Here is a 15,785-nt window from a genome sequence, read left to right as displayed (position 1 = left end):
TCTCCTTACTTATATAACGACCACCATGAGCGACCGCGCCGCCCACAAGGCGGCGTCTCAACTGCAATAACCGACGTTTTACCAGATAAAACCTGCCAAAATAAACCTATCCCTATTTGGTAGGTAGAATAACCCATAAGGTAAGTATGTTTCTAAGTTATTTCGTGTTGACCCATTTGAGCGCAATAGGGTATAACTCTACTCAACCACTAGGATTTTTTTGAGAAAGGTGTTCTCCCATGAGCAAGAACCTCTCCCAGCAGGTCGTTCTCGACCGCCGCGGCTTTGTCGCCGCTACCTTCGCAACCGTCGCCGGCCTTGGTCTTGCCGGCTGCTCCGACACCAGCGCCGAGGCCGACAAGGGTTCCGCCGCCGGCTCTTCCAAGAGCTCCAAAAATACCGAGGCTTCCACCACGCTCGACGCCAAGGCATTCGACAAGCTCGTCAACGACGGCCCCAAGGCCGATGACGACGCCATCGCCGCCAGCACCTGGGCCACGGCCGTCAAAGACGCCGGCGTCTTTAAGATCGGTGGCGTTCAGACCTCCACGCTCTTCTCCCTCCTCAACGAGAAGGACGGTCAGACCCGCGGCTTCGACGCCGGCATCGCACAGCTCCTGTCCAACTACATTCTGGGCGAGAACAAAGTCGAGATCACGCAGGTGACCTCGGACACGCGCGAGTCCGTCCTGCAGAACGGCCAGGTCGACGCCGTCTTTGCCACCTACACCATCACCGACGAGCGCAAGAAGCTCGTCTCCTTCGCCGGTCCCTACTACTACACCCAGCAGGCCATCCTGGTGCTCGCCGACAACGACGACATCAAGAGCGTCGACGACCTGGCCGACAAGAACGTTGCCGTCCAGTCCGGCTCCAACGGCCCCGCCATCCTGGAGGAGTTCGTTCCCAAGGCCAGCCAGCAGGAGTTCAAGACCGACGAGGAGGCCCGCCAGGCACTCCAGCAGGGCCGTGTTGATGCCTACGTCATCGACAACAACATGCAGCAGAGCGCCCTGGTCCGCGAACCCGGTAAGTACAAGATCGCCGGCAAGCCCTTCGGCAGCAAGGAGCCCTACGGCATCGGCCTGCCGCTCGATTCCGACGGCGTTGCCTTTGTCAACGACTTCCTCAAGAAGATCGAGGACGACGGCACCTGGACCGAGCTGTGGCAGATCTGCATCGGCGACCGTACGGGCGACACCAATGTTCCCGAGCTGCCCGAGATCGGCGCCTAGGCAACGCGCCTAGTAACGGCCGCAATGAAACCATATGGAAACGCACGGTGCGCTTTATTGCGCTAAACTGTTTCTTCACTGAGTTGTCGGGGCTTCCGTACACACGGGAGCCCCTTTCCTTATCGGCGGGAGGTCCGCATGAGTCTCTCCGAGCTCTGGTCGCTCTATGGCCAGAACTACATTGAAGCGCTGCTCGCAACCTGGGGCATGACGCTTGAGTCGTTTGCCATCGCCATGGTGCTGGCAGTCGCCGTCACTGTGATGCGCGTGTCGCCGCTCAAGCCGCTACGCGTCTTTGGCGACCTGTATGTTCAGGTCTTCCGTAACATCCCCGGCATCGCACTGCTCATTATCGTCGTCTACGCATTGCCGCCGCTCAAGGTCGTTCTGCCCTACCGTACCTGCGTTATCGTCGCCACGGTGTTGCTGGGCTCCGCCTTTGGCTCCGAGAACTTTATGAGCGGCATCAACACCGTCGGTGTCGGCCAGGTAGAAGCCGCCCGCTCGCTGGGCATGGGCTTCAGCCGCATCCTCGCCAAGATCGTGATCCCGCAGGCACTGCGTTCGAGCGTACTGCCCATGACGAACCTCTTTATCGCCGTCATGCTCACCACCGCGCTCGGCAGTCAGGTGCCGCTTAAACCGCAGGAGCTCACCGGCGTGGTGAGCTACATCAACACGCGCTCGCTCGGCGGCGTCGCCGCGTTCTTTATCTCGGCGCTCGGCTACCTGGGCACGGCCTTTGTGGTGAGCCACATTGGCAACTATATCGATAAGAGGGTGAGGATCCTCCGATGAGCAAGCACTCCACCTCCGCGCTCACCATGCGCGATGCGCTCTACGAGGCTCCCGGCCCCAAGATGCGCGCCAAGATTCGCGTCGGCACCGCCATCTCACTTGTTGCCGTGGCCGCGCTCATCGCTCTGGTACTGCAGCGCTTTTATGTGACCGGCCAGCTTTCGGTCCATTACTGGTACTTCTTTACGCACCTCACCACCTGGAAGTTCCTGCTTGCCGGTTTTGAGGGCACGGTAAAGGTCGCGCTCACCGCCGGCGCCATCGCGCTGGTACTGGGCTTAGTCCTCATGCTCGGCCGTACCAGCGACATCAAGCCGCTGCAGCTGGTCTGCCGCGTGCTCACCGATTTCTTCCGTGGCGTGCCGAGCCTGCTGTTCATCTACTTCTTCTTTTTGGTGCTGCCCCAGTACAAGATTGCGCTGCCGTCGTTTTGGATGCTCACACTTCCCGTCGCGCTCGCTGCGGCCGGCGTGCTTGCCGAGATCTTCCGCGCCGGCGTCAACGCCGTGCCGCGCGGCCAGGTCGAGGCTGCCCAGGCGCTCGGTCTCTCCAAAGCTAAAATCACCTTTAAAATCGTGCTGCCGCAGGCTATTCGATTTATCATCCCGTCGTTGATTTCACAGCTTGTGGTCGTCGTCAAAGACACCACCGTCGCCTATGTGGTGAGCTACCCCGACCTCATGCAAAATGCCCGCGTGCTCATTACCAACTACGATGCACTCGTATCGGTTTACCTGGTGATCGCGGTCATCTATATCCTCATCAACGTCGCGATCAACAAGGCCGCTGTCTACGTTTCGCACAAGACCGGCGCGACCATCATCCGCTAACGATTTACCATTTCGAGTCATAAGGAGCCGAGCATCATGGCACAGAGCACTTCTACTACCGACAACCGGCCGTTGATTGAGCTCAGGCACGTCGATAAGCACTATGGCGATCTGCACGTCCTCAACGACATCAACCTCTCGGTCGACCGCGGCGAGGTCGTCGTGGTGATCGGTCCCTCGGGCTCGGGCAAGTCGACCATGTGCCGAACCATCAACCGCCTGGAAACCATCGACTCAGGCGAGATCCTCATCGAGGGCGAGCCCCTGCCGCAGGAAGGCAAGGATCTTGCCCGCATGCGCGCCGAGCTGGGCATGGTGTTTCAGCAGTTCAACCTGTTCGCACATATGACGGTGCTGCAAAACGTCATGCTGGGACCGGTCGACGTGCTGGGCATCTCCAAGGATGAGGCTCGCGAGCGCGCCATGGACCTGTTGAGTCGCGTAGGCGTTGCGGAGCAGGCCGATAAGGTGCCCGCACAGCTCTCGGGCGGTCAGCAGCAGCGCGTCGCCATCGCCCGTTCGCTTGCCATGCAGCCCAAGGCCATGCTCTTCGACGAGCCCACGAGCGCCCTTGACCCCGAGATGATCAACGAGGTGCTCGAGGTCATGGTTCGCCTGGCCCAACAGGGCATGACGATGATCGTGATTACGCATGAGATGAACTTTGCCCGCCGCGTGGCCGACCGCGTCGTGTTTATGGCCGACGGTCAGATCGTGGAAACCGGCACGCCCGACGAGTTCTTCGACCACCCCCAGACCAAGCGCGCCCAGGACTTCCTCAACTCCATCAAGGGCCACTAGCCCAATTGCCATATCTGCTCGCCATGACCATCCAAACTCGAAAGCAACACCTATGATCGGAACTCGCACTTCATCGTCATACACCCCGCACGTCGACGTCGATCCCGCCGACCGCCCGCTCATCCTCGTCGCGCCGCGCTGGGAAGAGGCGAAGCCGTTTTTAAGCGAAACGCTCTCCCCCAACGAGGAAATCGCAAGTGTCTTTGTCGATGCCATCCTTGCCGCCGGTGGCCTGCCGCTGCAGATGTCTATTACCGAAGACATCGATGTTATCCGTCATTACGTGGAAATCGCCGACGGCATTGCCATTCCTGGCGGCCCGGACGTCAACCCCAAACGCTGGGGCGACGAGCGTCCTTACGACCCCACGCTGTGCTGCGAGATTCGCGACCGTTTTGAGTTTAAGCTGGTTAACGAGGTGCTTCGCGCCAAGAAGCCGCTCTTTACCACCTGCCGAGGCACGCAGCTGCTCAATGTCGCCACCGGCGGCACCCTGTGCATGGACGTGCCGAGCCTGGGCGCGCGCGAGGGCCGCACGCAGTGGCGCCATACCCACGTGCTCAACGACCCTGTGCATCCTGTCGAGGTCGTGCCGGGCTCGCTGCTGGAGCGCGCGGTTGGCGGGCACAGGTTGATCCAGACCAACTCCGCACACCACTGCTGCGTCGATCGTCTGGGTAAAAGCACGCGCTTGGTCGCCAAGGCAACCGACGGCGTACCCGAGTGCATCGAGGTCGAGGGCCAGCCGTTCTGCCTAGGCGTGCAATGGCATCCCGAGTACACCTGGCAGACGCTCGAGACCGACTTTAACCTGTGGAAGTCGTTTGTCGAGGCAGCGGCAAAGGTTAAGCAGGCCCGTTAGTTCACGGACAGCACAACAAATAAGGGCGCCCCGCCGGCCACATGGTCCGACGGGGCGCCCTTTTGCCTATATGCATCCGGCGCGCATCAAAGCTCGCAAGCTCTTATTCAGCCGCCTCGCGTAAGGCCGACATCGTAGCTGTATATTGCTGCTGCAGCGCATGCATTCCCTCGCGAGCGCCGTCAACGGCATCGGCGCCGCGCAGCGCCTCGGTCACCACGACCGCCGGCTCATACAGATTATCGAATCCCAGGTTCTGGCTCACGCCCTTGAGCGTATGCGCTGCCATAAACGCACCTTCGGCGTCTCCTGCCGCCATGGCGGCCTCCAGCTTGTCCATGCTCTCGTCATCCAAAAACTTGAGGGCAAAGCGGGCAAGCATTTCCTCGCCCATCAGCCGAGCGCACGCGTCATCATAATTAGCGCCGATCTTCTTATACGCCTCACGCATGGAAATCATGGATTGAAACTCCTTTGGTCAAACTAAATCGTGGGAAACGCGACAACGTCGGCGGGGCGTGCCAACGTCTCGGCAATACGGTCTTGCACCTCGAGCAGACAGTCCAGCAGCAGCGGGTTAAAGGTGCCGCACTTACCGTCCAGGATCATCTGGATCGCCTCCTCGTGCGGGATGGCATCCTTGTACACGCGAACGCTCGTCAGCGCATCGTACACGTCGGCCACCGAAACCACCTGTGCGGCGATGGGGATATCGTCGCCCTTAAGGCCGTCGGGATAACCCTTGCCGTCCCAGCGCTCGTGGTGCCAACGCGCAATCTGGTACGCATATTCCATAAGCGCATTGCCGGCGTGATGGCGGCCCAGCTCATGCAGCATGTCGGCGCCGATCGTGGTATGCGTCTTCATAATCTCGAACTCCTCGGGCGTGAGGCGCCCGGGCTTGTTGAGAATCGCATCGTCAATCGACATCTTGCCGATATCGTGCAGCGCCGAAGCCAAGGCAATCGTGGAGCGCTCCTCGTTGTCGAGGGAGATGTTGTCGCTACGGTGGACCAGGCAGCCGAGCAGTAGCTCGGTCAGCTTCTCGATGTTCGTAACGTGCCCGCCGCTCTCGCCATTGCGAAGCTCCATGACGCCGGCCATGATGTCGATGAGCATGCGGCTGTTCTTGACGCGCTCGTTGTACTGTTGGGACAGCAGGCTCGTCAGACGACGCTGTTTGGCGTACAGGCGGATGGTGTTGCTTACACGGCGGCGCACGACACGGGAGTCAAACGGGCGGTTGACATAGTCCGAAGCACCCAGCTCGTACGCGCGCAGCACCACATCGTCGGAATCTTCGCTCGAGATCATGATGACAGGCAGATTGTCAATAATCGACCGGCGCGACAGATCGCCCAACACCTCAAAGCCGTTCATGCCCGGCATGACAATGTCCAGCAGCACGAGCGACAGCTCATCGCCACACCGGCCTGCATGCGGGCGCTGCGAAGCTTTTCCTCATAATATCGGCGATTGCGCACGCTCGTCAGCACGTCGGTGTAGACAAGGTCCTCCTCTGCGGCCTCCTGTTCATCAATCGGGCGCACCATCAGCAGGACGTGAAGCTCGCCCTCGACCTTCAGAGGGCGCAGGCGAGCGCGGTACTCAACGCCATCGTTGAGCAGCCGTTCCGACACCTCATCGGAGCCTGCCAAGACCTCCAGACCTGACTGGCGCAGACAGGGACACCGATCGCCGGCGAGCAGGCAGTTGGGATCGCCCTTAATCTGGTCGGCCGACAGCAAACGCACCACGGGGTAGGGCTGAAGCCGCAGACGTTGGGTTTTGAGCACCCTTGTTAACACAGCCGAAACGTCTACGAAAGAAGCCCGTTTGATGATTCGGCCGCTAGAGCCCCAAGATGCCGCGGACAGCCTGGGCGGCCGCTGTCGGGCGATCGCGCAGCCCGTTGTGCGCGCCGGGAACTACTACGAGCGGACAATTCAAAAGCTCAGCCGCCGTTCTCGTGCCCGCCTCGCGGGGCGTGCCAATCGAGAGCTCGCCCAGAAACACGGCGGCCACCGTTTTCGAGGCGCGGACGCCATCCCAATCGGGAACGCAGGTCATAGTGATCTCGTATTCGTTTGCCATGAAACTGCGGCCGTTGCGCAGGGCATGCTTGGCTTCTGCCTCGGTTAACTTGGGGGCTTGAGGGTCCGAATCGCCGATGGCGCCCAGGAAGGCCCTTAGCGCCCTCGAGACCTTTCCCGCAGCAATCATCTCGAGTAAAACCGGGGCCGCACCCAGGCCGGCGCCTTCGTTTGTCACGGCGGGTTCATGCAGAATCGCACGCGAGACAATGGTCGGGTTTGTACGGAGAAGCTCCAGGGTCACCAGCGTACCGGCACTGTGCGCGAGCACGTTTGCCGGAGCGCCGATATGCTCGATGACGGCCTGCAGGTCGTCGGCCTGGGCGGCGAGGTCGTAGCGCCCGTCCGCGGCGTCGCCGCTCTCGCCGCAGCCGCGGCGGTCGTAGGCAACTACGCGGCACACTTGGCTGAGCTCGCGGGCGATACCCTCAAAAAATGTGCCATCGACGCAGGCACCGTGCACGCATATCAAGGCAGGCGCATCCGACGGCACGCCCGACTCGGCAAACTCGCGACAGGCAATCGTGGTGCCCGCATTCTCGACCGTAAAATCCATGTTATGCCCCATCGTCTTGTGCCTTGTTAACACATGAACTGTACCCGACCCGAAACCTTTCATATCGCAGGCATCGAGGGCAGAATGAAAAAACGAAACCTAAGAGCACAAGCCAAACCAGACTTTGGCGCCGATGCTATGCTTAGGCACAACTGTCCCAAGGAGCATATGCCTATGTCTACGTTTTTAAATGCCAGCCCCATCTTTGGACCGGTGCGCAGCCGCCGTCTGGGCCTTTCTCTCGGTGTCAACATGATGCCGGCATCGGGCAAGATCTGTACGTTTGACTGCATCTACTGCGAGAACGGCCTCAACGCCGAGCGCCCCTGCCATGAGCCGTACAACACAGCTGCCGTGGTACTCGACGCGCTCGAGGCAAAGCTGCGCGAGATGGCAGCCGAGGGCGAGCTCCCCGATGTGATCACCTTCGCAGGCAACGGCGAGCCCACCGCCGCACCGGAGTTTCCGCAGGCCATCGCCGGCGCCGTCGCGCTGCGCGACGAGCTTGCCCCGAACTCCAAGATCGCCGTGCTCTCCAACGGCACGCGCACCGATCGTCCCGAGGTGCACAACGCGCTCATGATGGTCGACGACAACATCCTCAAGCTCGATACCGTCGACCCGACATTTATCCAGCTGCTCGACCAGCCTGTTGGCCCCTACGACGTCGAGCACCAGATCGAGACGTTCGCGAGCTTTGACGGTCACGTTATTATCCAGACGATCTTTTTGACCGGCGAGTATCAGGGCAAGTCCCTCGATAACACCGGCGAAGCGTATGTCGGCCCTTGGCTCGCGGCGCTCGAGCGCATTCGCCCACAGGAGGCGACCATCTACACGGTAGCGCGCGAAACACCGATCGCCGGCCTTGCCAAAGCAGCGCCCGAGGCGCTCGATGCGATCGCCGCACGTGTGCGCGCCCTCGGCATTCCCTGCCAGGTGAGCTACTAGCGCGCGGCCACCCGCCAGCAAATCATCCTCAACTGACAGGGTAGCTAAAAAGCCCCGTCCCAAATGAGCTGGTCTGCGGGTGAGCTATACTAGCTGCAAATGAAAGGAAGTTAGCCATGTTTGACAATGGACCCGTGCCCGGCCGCAACGACGCTTGCTGGTGCGGCAGCGGCAAAAAATATAAGAAATGTCACAGCGCCTTCGACGAGCGCCTCGAGCGCTTGTGGGAAGAGGGCTGGGAGGTTCTGCCTCGCACGCTCTACAAGACGCCCGCCGATATCGAGGGCATTAAGCGCTCGGCCGCCATCAACGTGGGCGTGCTCGACTACGTGGGCGAACACATCGCCGCAGGCATGACCACCAACCAGATCGACCAGATGATCTACGACTACACCGTCGAGCACGGCGGCACGCCGGCCGACCTCAACTACGAGGGCTATCCCAAGAGCGTGTGCACCTCAATCAACGACGTCGTCTGCCACGGTATCCCCTGCGATGCGGATGTGCTGCACGAGGGCGACATCATCAACGTGGACTGTTCCACAATCTTGGACGGCTACTTTAGTGATTCGAGCCGTATGTTCTGCATCGGCGAGGTCTCGGCCGAGCGCCAGCGCCTGGTCGACGTCACCCGCGCCAGCGTGGAGGCTGGCCTTGCCGCCGTCAAGCCGTGGCTGCCGCTGTCCGTGATGGCCGAGGCTGTGCAAAAGACCGTCGAGGACGCCGGCTTTAGCGTGGTGCGCGAGTACGGCGGACACGGAATCGGTAAGGAGTTCCACGAGGACCCGTTTGTGGGCTTTACCACCGAGGCGCCCGATGTGGACACCATCATGGCTCCGGGCATGGTCTTTACCATCGAGCCCATGGTCAATGCCGGAGCGCCCGACATCAAGATTAGCAAGGGCGACGGCTGGTGCGTGCGCACCAAAGACGGTAGCGATTCGGCTCAATGCGAGGTACAGCTCGTGGTGACCGAGGACGGTTACGAGCTGCTGAGCTGGTAGCCACACGAACGCCGGATGTCTATGGACCTGCAACCGTCCATGCATCCGGCGTTTCGTTTGAACGTTTTGCCTGATAAAACCTGCCAAAATAAACCTGTCCCTTTTTGGTAGGTCAAGCGGAGAGGACTGCTTGTGAACATCCTGGTTTTGCTGCCCGTCAACGACCGTCATCGCGCAATTCTCGAGTCGAGCGCTCCGGGCGAAGATTTTATCTACACGAGCGCCGACGCTGTCACGCACAAGCAAGTCGCCGACGCCGACGTGATTCTGGGCAACGTCGACCCCGCCATGCTCATGGCATGCGAGCATCTCCAGCTGTTGCAATTGCAGACCGCCGGCTATGACGACTACCTTGCCGCCGGCACCGTGCCGGCTGACGCCAAGCTGTCTTGCTCGATCGGCGCCTACGGTCAGGCCGTAAGCGAGCACATGTTTGCCATGGTGCTGTCAATGATGAAGCGCCTGCCCGGCTATCACGACTTGCAGCGCGAGCATCGCTGGGAGGATTTGGGGCAGGTTACCTCGCTCAAAAATGCCAACGTGCTGGTGCTGGGCGCGGGCGATATCGGCGGCCACTTTGCCACGCTCTGCCGCAGCATGGGCGCACACGTCCGCGGCATCAAGCGCCATCCGCTCGTCTACCCCATTGTGTTTGAGGACATGGACGGCATGGATGCCCTGTCTGAGCGCCTGGCGGAGGCCGACATCGTCGCATCCTTTATGCCCAGCACGCCCGAGACCCGCGGTCTGGCGAACGCCAAGTTCTTTGCCGCAATGAAGCCGGGCGCCTTCTTTGCCAACGGCGGCCGCGGTGACCTTGTGGTCGCCGACGACTTGGTTGCCGCCCTGGAGTCGGGACATCTTGCCGGCGCCGCGGTCGACGTCACCGACCCCGAGCCCCTGCCCGCGACAAGCCCGCTGTGGGACGCTCCCAACATGCTCATCACGCCGCATATCTCGGGCTGGTTCCACCTAGAGGCCACGCTCAACAACGTGGTCGACATCGCCGCCGAGAATCTACGCCATCTTCTGGCTGGCGAGACGCTACGCTGCTGGATTGAGCATTAGGGTTCCGCCGTTCTAACGAACGGCGGACCGGTCGACGCTGCGCGCCGCCCAGAGCGACAATTTGTCATTCAAAAGGCAAGGCATGACCAGAAGGTCTATGCCTTGCCTTTTTCATGCCAACTTGTTCGCTCTGGACATCGCTCGCTGACGCTTGCTCAATCTGCGGTGTCTTAACAATTCTGTCCAGCTGTTGGCGTTGCGGCATTTGCCCAGATAAAACCTGCCAAAATTAACATCCCTTTTTGGCAGGTTTTAGAGCTCCACGCTTTCGGCGCCGTTGATATGGAGGTCACGCTCGTAGAAGGCGGTGAGGGCGCGGATGGCGCACATCACGTCGCGCACGCCGCCGGTCTCGTAGCTCGAGTGCATGGCCAGCTGCGGCAGGCCCACGTCCACAGCGTGCATACTCGCCTGCATGTTCGACAGGTTGCCCAGGGTGGAGCCGCCGGCCATATCGCTCTTGTTGGCGAAGGCCTGCGTGGGTACGTCGGCGTCGTCGCAAATAGCCTGGAACACCGCGCGGCTAAAGGCATCGGTGCAGTAGTGCTGGTTGGCGGCCTCCTTGATGACGATGCCGCCGTTGAGCACAACCTGGTTGCGGGCGTCGCACTTCTCGGCGTGGTTGGGGTGCACGGCATGCGCGTTGTCGCAGCTCACGAGCATCGAAGCGGCAAGCGCACGGTGGTACGACTCGTCGTCGAAGCCCAGCGATCCGTTAATGCGGCGCAGCGCGTCGGCCAAGAACGTCGACATGGCGCCTTGCTTGGTCTCGGAGCCAACCTCCTCGTTATCAAAGCAGCAGAAGACCGAAACGTCGTGCGCGTTCTCAGCTCCCAAAAATGCCTGCAGCGAGGTGTAGGCGCAGGCCAGGTCGTCGAGCTTGGGCGTCGAGATAAACTCGTCGGCCCAGCCCCAAATGCGCGCATCCTGGCGGTTGACCAGGAACAAATCGCGGCCCAGAATCTGCTCGGGCTCAACATCCAGCTCGTCGGCGATCAGGGCGTCAAAGTCGCCCTGCTTAAGGTCGCCAGCGCTAATGAGAGGGTACAGGTCAACGGCTCGGTTGGGCGCAAAGCCCTCGTTAACGCCGCGGTTCATATGGATGGCAAGGCTCGGGATGATGGCGACTTCGCGCTCGGTAGCGAACAAACGACTCTCGATACGGTCGCCCTCGCGTACCAACACGCGGCCCGCGAGTGCCAGCGGACGGTCGAACCAGGTGTAGTCGATCATGCCGCCGTAGGCCTCGGTGTTCAGGCGCAGCGTCTCGCCCGCGCCGTCGAGCTCGGGCACGGCCTTGACCTTAAACGTCGGCGAGTCGCTGTGCGACGCCGTCAGCTGAAAATGATAGTCACCGGCAACGCCGTCCTCGCCCCACGTAGCGGCCAGGTCCTCGCCCACTTTAAAGGCAACAACGCTCGAGGTATTGCGCTGCGTGTAATAACGCCCGCCCGGCTCGATGTCCCACGCCGCATTCTCGGGCAGGTAGGTAAAGCCCGCCTCGTCGAGCTCGGCCATAATGGTCGCCGCCGTATGGAACATGCTGGGGCATGCCTCGATAAAGTCGATAAGGTCGTTGGCGGCCTCGATATCGTCGGCCGTCACATGCGCGCGCTCGGGCGTTTCCTGATCCGTCATGCTCTCCCCTTTCACTGGGCTGATGGTCCCCTCCAGCATACCCCGCCGCGCCAGTGCCGTGCCTTTCATTCCATGTTTAATCCCGCGCCGCTCGCCAAGTTGAGCCATCATGCCCGCACTCCTTTTGCGACAATTACGCTAACAGGACGAAAGGAGCCGTCATGAAGCCACGTAACATTGCCATCGCCTGCGGTGTCGCAGGAGTCGCCGTCGGCCTTGCCGCTGCCACCGGCATCGTTTATCACAAACAAATCAAGTCTGCCGCGTCACTCAAACGCTTGACCGGCTACGCGGATGGCTATGACCTGTACGCAATCGACATTGCCTACGACTACGATCTTGATCGCATCATCGCCACTGGCGTGCGCGACGACCAGGCCTACATCGATGCCGTGGTGGCACAGGTGCTGCCCGGTGTGCCGGCACATGTCCAGGCGCCCCAGTTTGCCTGCAGCGCTTTTGTCGCCGTAGATGCCGAAGGCCGCGTGCGCACCGGTCGCAATTACGACTTTAAGGACGACACCTCGGCGCTGCTGGTGCGTAATCACCCGTGCGACGGCTATGCCTCCATCGGGTTTGCCGCCCTTAACAACCTGGACGATAACACTCCGCTTGACTCCGTCGGCGGACGCGCTGCGGCGTTGATAGGCCCGTTTGCCCAGCTCGACGGCGTCAACGAATGTGGCGTGTCCATTGCCGTGCTCACCCTGGATTCCAAACCCTGTGACCAGGACACGCAACGCCCCGTCATCAATACCTCGCTCGCCATCCGTCTGGTGCTCGACCGTGCCGCCACCACGCAAGAGGCCGTCAACCTGCTTTCCGCCTACGACATGCACGCCATGGCAGGACGCGATTACCACTTCTTTATCAACGACGCCGCCGGTGACGCGCGGGTGGTGGAGTGGGATCCGCGCGATCCCGACCGTGCATGCAAGGCGACGCCCGTACGCCAGGTCACGAACTTCTACGCCTGCTATGGTGACGAGGTGCTCCCCAACCAAAAGAACGGCGAGCTGGGCCATGGTAAAGAGCGCGCCGTCGCAATCGCCGATGTCCTCGACGCCCGTGCCGGCGCCCAAGACGAGGCAGTCGCTTGGAAGGCCCTACGCGCTGCGGCGCAAGAGCCCAATCCGGAAGACATCACCAGCAACACGCAGTGGTCGGTCGTCTTTGACAACACCGAGCCCGCTGCCGCCATCACGCTGCGCCGCCACTGGGGCGACGTCGACGCCTTCGCGCTGTAAGGAGCCAGGCCCGTCGACCTTACGCTCGCCTGACGTTGCTTACATTTCTATACGCTTGAGCTAACACGTTTTACCCCTGTATCAACAGTGTGCGGGGGTAAACTTATGCGCATGTTATAACTTGCCCGGAAGGATTCATCATGCTTAGGATCGGTCTTCTTACCAGTGGCGGCGACTGCCAGGCGCTCAACGCCACCATGCGCGGCATTGTCAAAACGCTCATGACCAATAGTGAAGAGCCTATCGAGATCTATGGTTTTGAGGACGGCTACCAGGGCCTTATCTACAGCAGGTTCCGCGTTATGACTCCCGCCGATTTTAGCGGCATCCTCACCCGCGGCGGCACCATTCTAGGCACGAGCCGCACGCCGTTCAAGCGCCTGGACATTCCCGAGGCTGACGGCGTCGAAAAGGTGCCCGCGATGGTCCACACCTATCACAAGCTGCAGCTCGACTGCCTGTTTATGCTGGGCGGCAACGGCTCCACCAAGACCGCCAACCGTCTGCGCCAAGAAGGCCTGAACGTTATCGCTCTGCCCAAGACCATCGATAATGACACCTGGGGCACCGAGATGACGTTTGGCTTTACGAGCGCCATCGACGTTGCCACCAAGTGCATCGACGACATCCACACCACCGCCTCGAGCCACGGCCGCGTGTTCGTCATCGAGATCATGGGCCACAAGGTTGGCTGGATCCCGCTGTACGCTGGCGTCGCGGGCGGCGCGGATGTCATCTTGATTCCCGAGATCCCCTACGACATGGATAACGTCATCAAGACCATTGAGCATCGCATGGAGACTGGCAGCCGCTTTACCATCGTGGCCGTCGCCGAGGGCGCTATCTCCAAGGAGGACGCGGCGCTGTCCAAGAAGGAGTACAAGAAGAAGCTCGCCGAGCGTACGAGCCCGTCGATTGTCTACGACATCGCCAAGGAGATCGAGGCCAAGACCGGTCGCGAGACCCGCGTCGCCATCCCCGGTCACACGCAGCGCGGCGGTCAGCCCGACGCCCAGGACCGCATCTTTGCGACCCAGTGCGGCGTCGAGGCGGCACTGGGCTGCCTACGCGGCGAGTTTGGCTACATGATTGCCCTGCGTGACGGCAAGATGTGCCACATGCCGCTCGAGGATGTCGCCGGCAAGCTCAAGTTTGTCGACCCCCAGAGCGACCTGGTGCGCGAGGCCAAGGCATTGGGCATCAGCTTCGGCGACGAATAGCCTCGGCCGAAACTGCTCTCATCGGAGGCCCCAGGGCTTACCTCCCAAATCGTCCTCGGACATGTCAGGATCCCGCCGTGCGCTCCGCGCGGCGGGATCCTTCCGTCCTGCGGAAAGATTTGGGAGGTAAGCCCTGGGGCCTCCTGCGGTAACTAGGGAGGTCGAGGCTATTCGTCTTCTTGCTGCAAGTGCGTGGGCTGAGATTTTGGGATGTTGCAGGCTCTTAGCTGAGAGTAGCACTGACATTTGTCCTGAAATGGCTGGTCGTTAGGAGTTGCTACCGGTAGTTGCGGTAGGGTTGGAGCAGATTCTAACTAGAAATGGTGGTCGCTACTGGTTGTTCTCGGCATACTCGGCTCATTCGATTACGGTCACCACATGAAAGGAACTGTTATGGATCTTGCGATGGCGCAGCAGCTCGTTGATCGCCGCAAGGCTGCCGGGCTTTCTCAGGAGGCGCTTGCCGCCCAGCTGGGTGTGAGTCGTCAGGCTGTCAGTAAATGGGAGCGCAGCGAATCCTCACCCGATACCGATAACCTTATTGCGCTCGCCGCGCTGTATGGCGTGTCGCTGGATGAACTGCTGTATGGAGAGGCGGTGGATAGCACTGATGACTCGCAGACTGATGATGAGGCACAGAACAGCAACGCCGGCACCAAAGCTCCAGATGGGGCTGAAGAGGCTGAGGCTTCTACTGAGCACGCTGATTGCAGCGATAAGCCACTTGTCGATATTTCCCTCGCGCGCGGCATCCACGTTATTGATCCCAACAAAGGCGAAGAGGTCCATGTTGGCTGGAGTGGCATCCATGTGGCTAACGAGCGCAAGGGTGAAGAGGTCCATGTGGGGCCAGGCGGATTGCATATCGATACGCTAGAGGACGATGGACATAACGTGCATACCAATGACGATGGCACCGTCACCATCGACGGCGAGACGTTTTCCAGCTGGAAGGAAGCACACGACAAGCTCGACCATCATGGCAAGCATTTCCACACCAAGGTCGGTCGTGCGTGGAACAAGTTTCCCTTCCCCGCACTTGTCGCTCTCGCCTATCTGGTGCTCGGCATTGTCTACGGCACATGGGACATGGGGCTTTTCCTCGTCTTTCTGGTTCCCGTCTACTACGCGATTGGTGACTTCATCGATCGGCGCCACCTGTCTAAGCTGATCGAGGCCATCTACCCGGCAGCCGCCATCGCTTGGTTCCTCTACATGTGGCTCTGTTTGGGACAGCCCCATCCTGCATGGATCATCCTCATCACGATTCCCGTCATAAAGGCGCTCATGCGCTGGTGCCGCAAACAATGGAAGCACCGCAAACAGGCCTAACACGCTCCGACCCACCAGCACCCAACCACCCCCGCCCTTCTCCTAAGTTGCGGTGAGATAGGGACTGTTTCGAAGTTCCAAAGCGCCAAACAGTCCGTATATCACCACAACTTACAAACAACTGGGTCAGTTCCGGCACGGAGATTAGCA

At 60.7% G+C, this 15,785-nt stretch carries 16 protein-coding genes; 11 read left to right on the top strand and 5 right to left on the bottom strand.

From position 1 onward, the window contains the following. The first annotated feature begins 239 nt into the window (after window positions 1-239). The 5 genes from DXB98_RS07745 (at window position 240) to DXB98_RS07725 (ending at window position 4,526) form a co-directional block, all read left to right on the top strand. Window positions 240-1,235 carry a glutamate ABC transporter substrate-binding protein gene (locus tag DXB98_RS07745; protein WP_117743729.1) on the top strand — a complete coding sequence of 332 codons (996 nt, stop codon included), beginning with the start codon at window positions 240-242 and terminating at the stop codon, window positions 1,233-1,235. A 138-nt stretch (window positions 1,236-1,373) separates the two neighbouring features. Then, the gene (locus DXB98_RS07740; RefSeq protein WP_117743728.1) at window positions 1,374-2,033 is read left to right on the top strand and encodes an amino acid ABC transporter permease; all 660 of its coding nucleotides are present in this window, start codon (window positions 1,374-1,376) and stop codon (window positions 2,031-2,033) included. Continuing rightward, window positions 2,030-2,863: an amino acid ABC transporter permease gene (locus tag DXB98_RS07735; RefSeq protein WP_117743727.1), complete on the top strand. Its 834-nt coding sequence runs from the start codon at window positions 2,030-2,032 to the stop codon at window positions 2,861-2,863. The genes DXB98_RS07740 and DXB98_RS07735 overlap by 4 nt, the downstream gene beginning before the upstream one ends. A gap of 36 nt (window positions 2,864-2,899) precedes the next feature. After that, complete coding sequence (locus DXB98_RS07730) at window positions 2,900-3,664, top strand: amino acid ABC transporter ATP-binding protein (RefSeq protein WP_117743726.1); 765 nt, start codon at window positions 2,900-2,902, stop codon at window positions 3,662-3,664. A 52-nt stretch (window positions 3,665-3,716) separates the two neighbouring features. Then, complete coding sequence (locus tag DXB98_RS07725; protein ID WP_117743725.1) at window positions 3,717-4,526, top strand: gamma-glutamyl-gamma-aminobutyrate hydrolase family protein; 810 nt, start codon at window positions 3,717-3,719, stop codon at window positions 4,524-4,526. A 103-nt stretch (window positions 4,527-4,629) separates the two neighbouring features. Here DXB98_RS07725 and DXB98_RS07720 read toward each other — a convergent pair whose 3' ends face one another. Genes DXB98_RS07720 through DXB98_RS07705 form a run of 4 tightly spaced genes read right to left on the bottom strand, consistent with a single transcriptional unit; the run spans window position 4,630 to window position 7,175 of the window. Next, window positions 4,630-4,986 carry an Hpt domain-containing protein gene (locus tag DXB98_RS07720; RefSeq protein ID WP_117734248.1) on the bottom strand — a complete coding sequence of 119 codons (357 nt, stop codon included), beginning with the start codon at window positions 4,984-4,986 and terminating at the stop codon, window positions 4,630-4,632. Between the two features lie 23 nt (window positions 4,987-5,009). Continuing rightward, window positions 5,010-5,933 (bottom strand): HD-GYP domain-containing protein, encoded by a 924-nt coding sequence (locus DXB98_RS07715; protein ID WP_199407157.1) that lies wholly within the window; start codon window positions 5,931-5,933, stop codon window positions 5,010-5,012. After that, on the bottom strand, window positions 5,903-6,322 hold the full coding sequence (locus DXB98_RS07710; RefSeq protein WP_147330312.1) for a hypothetical protein: 420 nt from the start codon (window positions 6,320-6,322) through the stop codon (window positions 5,903-5,905). The genes DXB98_RS07715 and DXB98_RS07710 overlap by 31 nt, the downstream gene beginning before the upstream one ends. A 55-nt stretch (window positions 6,323-6,377) precedes the next feature. Further along, window positions 6,378-7,175, bottom strand: a complete 798-nt coding sequence (locus tag DXB98_RS07705) for an alpha/beta fold hydrolase (RefSeq protein ID WP_158553177.1) — start codon at window positions 7,173-7,175, stop codon at window positions 6,378-6,380. Between the two features lie 174 nt (window positions 7,176-7,349). On the opposite strand from DXB98_RS07705, the gene DXB98_RS07700 reads away from it, so the two are divergent. The 3 genes from DXB98_RS07700 (at window position 7,350) to DXB98_RS07690 (ending at window position 10,198) form a co-directional block, all read left to right on the top strand. Next, a complete protein-coding gene (locus DXB98_RS07700; protein ID WP_117743721.1) occupies window positions 7,350-8,126 on the top strand; it encodes a radical SAM protein in 777 nt (258 codons plus the stop codon). A gap of 116 nt (window positions 8,127-8,242) precedes the next feature. After that, window positions 8,243-9,130 carry a type I methionyl aminopeptidase gene (gene map, locus DXB98_RS07695; RefSeq protein ID WP_022094665.1) on the top strand — a complete coding sequence of 296 codons (888 nt, stop codon included), beginning with the start codon at window positions 8,243-8,245 and terminating at the stop codon, window positions 9,128-9,130. Window positions 9,131-9,262: 132 nt separating this feature from the next. Further along, window positions 9,263-10,198, top strand: a complete 936-nt coding sequence (locus DXB98_RS07690) for a D-2-hydroxyacid dehydrogenase (RefSeq protein WP_117743720.1) — start codon at window positions 9,263-9,265, stop codon at window positions 10,196-10,198. A 252-nt stretch (window positions 10,199-10,450) separates the two neighbouring features. On the opposite strand, the gene DXB98_RS07685 is transcribed toward DXB98_RS07690, so the two are convergent. Beyond that, complete coding sequence (locus DXB98_RS07685) at window positions 10,451-11,836, bottom strand: M18 family aminopeptidase (RefSeq protein ID WP_233505130.1); 1,386 nt, start codon at window positions 11,834-11,836, stop codon at window positions 10,451-10,453. Window positions 11,837-11,997: 161 nt separating this feature from the next. Between DXB98_RS07685 and DXB98_RS07680 the strand changes: the two genes are divergently transcribed. From DXB98_RS07680 to DXB98_RS07670, 3 genes are all read left to right on the top strand, one after another. Beyond that, window positions 11,998-13,083, top strand: a complete 1,086-nt coding sequence (locus tag DXB98_RS07680; RefSeq protein ID WP_117743719.1) for a carcinine hydrolase/isopenicillin-N N-acyltransferase family protein — start codon at window positions 11,998-12,000, stop codon at window positions 13,081-13,083. A 140-nt stretch (window positions 13,084-13,223) separates the two neighbouring features. After that, window positions 13,224-14,303: a 6-phosphofructokinase gene (locus DXB98_RS07675; RefSeq protein ID WP_117743718.1), complete on the top strand. Its 1,080-nt coding sequence runs from the start codon at window positions 13,224-13,226 to the stop codon at window positions 14,301-14,303. Window positions 14,304-14,696: 393 nt separating this feature from the next. Further along, a complete protein-coding gene (locus DXB98_RS07670; RefSeq protein WP_117743717.1) occupies window positions 14,697-15,635 on the top strand; it encodes a helix-turn-helix domain-containing protein in 939 nt (312 codons plus the stop codon). The last annotated feature ends 150 nt before the right edge of the window (window positions 15,636-15,785 follow it).

The organism is Collinsella sp. OM07-12 (genome assembly GCF_003438275.1).
Classification (GTDB): domain Bacteria; phylum Actinomycetota; class Coriobacteriia; order Coriobacteriales; family Coriobacteriaceae; genus Collinsella.
Note: the sequence above shows the minus strand (reverse complement) of the source record. Positions and strands in the feature narration are given on the sequence as shown.

Excerpts from the sequence above, each read along its gene's own strand:
- DXB98_RS07745 (WP_117743729.1), top strand. The coding sequence starts at position 240 with ATGAGCAAGAACCTCTCCCAGCAGGTCGTTCTCGACCGCCGCGGCTTT.
- DXB98_RS07740 (WP_117743728.1), top strand. The coding sequence starts at position 1,374 with ATGAGTCTCTCCGAGCTCTGGTCGCTCTATGGCCAGAACTACATTGAA.
- DXB98_RS07735 (WP_117743727.1), top strand. The coding sequence starts at position 2,030 with ATGAGCAAGCACTCCACCTCCGCGCTCACCATGCGCGATGCGCTCTAC.
- DXB98_RS07730 (WP_117743726.1), top strand. The coding sequence starts at position 2,900 with ATGGCACAGAGCACTTCTACTACCGACAACCGGCCGTTGATTGAGCTC.
- DXB98_RS07725 (WP_117743725.1), top strand. The coding sequence starts at position 3,717 with ATGATCGGAACTCGCACTTCATCGTCATACACCCCGCACGTCGACGTC.
- DXB98_RS07720 (WP_117734248.1), bottom strand. The coding sequence starts at position 4,986 with ATGATTTCCATGCGTGAGGCGTATAAGAAGATCGGCGCTAATTATGAT.
- DXB98_RS07705 (WP_158553177.1), bottom strand. The coding sequence starts at position 7,175 with ATGGATTTTACGGTCGAGAATGCGGGCACCACGATTGCCTGTCGCGAG.
- DXB98_RS07700 (WP_117743721.1), top strand. The coding sequence starts at position 7,350 with ATGTCTACGTTTTTAAATGCCAGCCCCATCTTTGGACCGGTGCGCAGC.
- map (WP_022094665.1), top strand. The coding sequence starts at position 8,243 with ATGTTTGACAATGGACCCGTGCCCGGCCGCAACGACGCTTGCTGGTGC.
- DXB98_RS07685 (WP_233505130.1), bottom strand. The coding sequence starts at position 11,836 with ATGACGGATCAGGAAACGCCCGAGCGCGCGCATGTGACGGCCGACGAT.
- DXB98_RS07680 (WP_117743719.1), top strand. The coding sequence starts at position 11,998 with ATGAAGCCACGTAACATTGCCATCGCCTGCGGTGTCGCAGGAGTCGCC.
- DXB98_RS07675 (WP_117743718.1), top strand. The coding sequence starts at position 13,224 with ATGCTTAGGATCGGTCTTCTTACCAGTGGCGGCGACTGCCAGGCGCTC.
- DXB98_RS07670 (WP_117743717.1), top strand. The coding sequence starts at position 14,697 with ATGGATCTTGCGATGGCGCAGCAGCTCGTTGATCGCCGCAAGGCTGCC.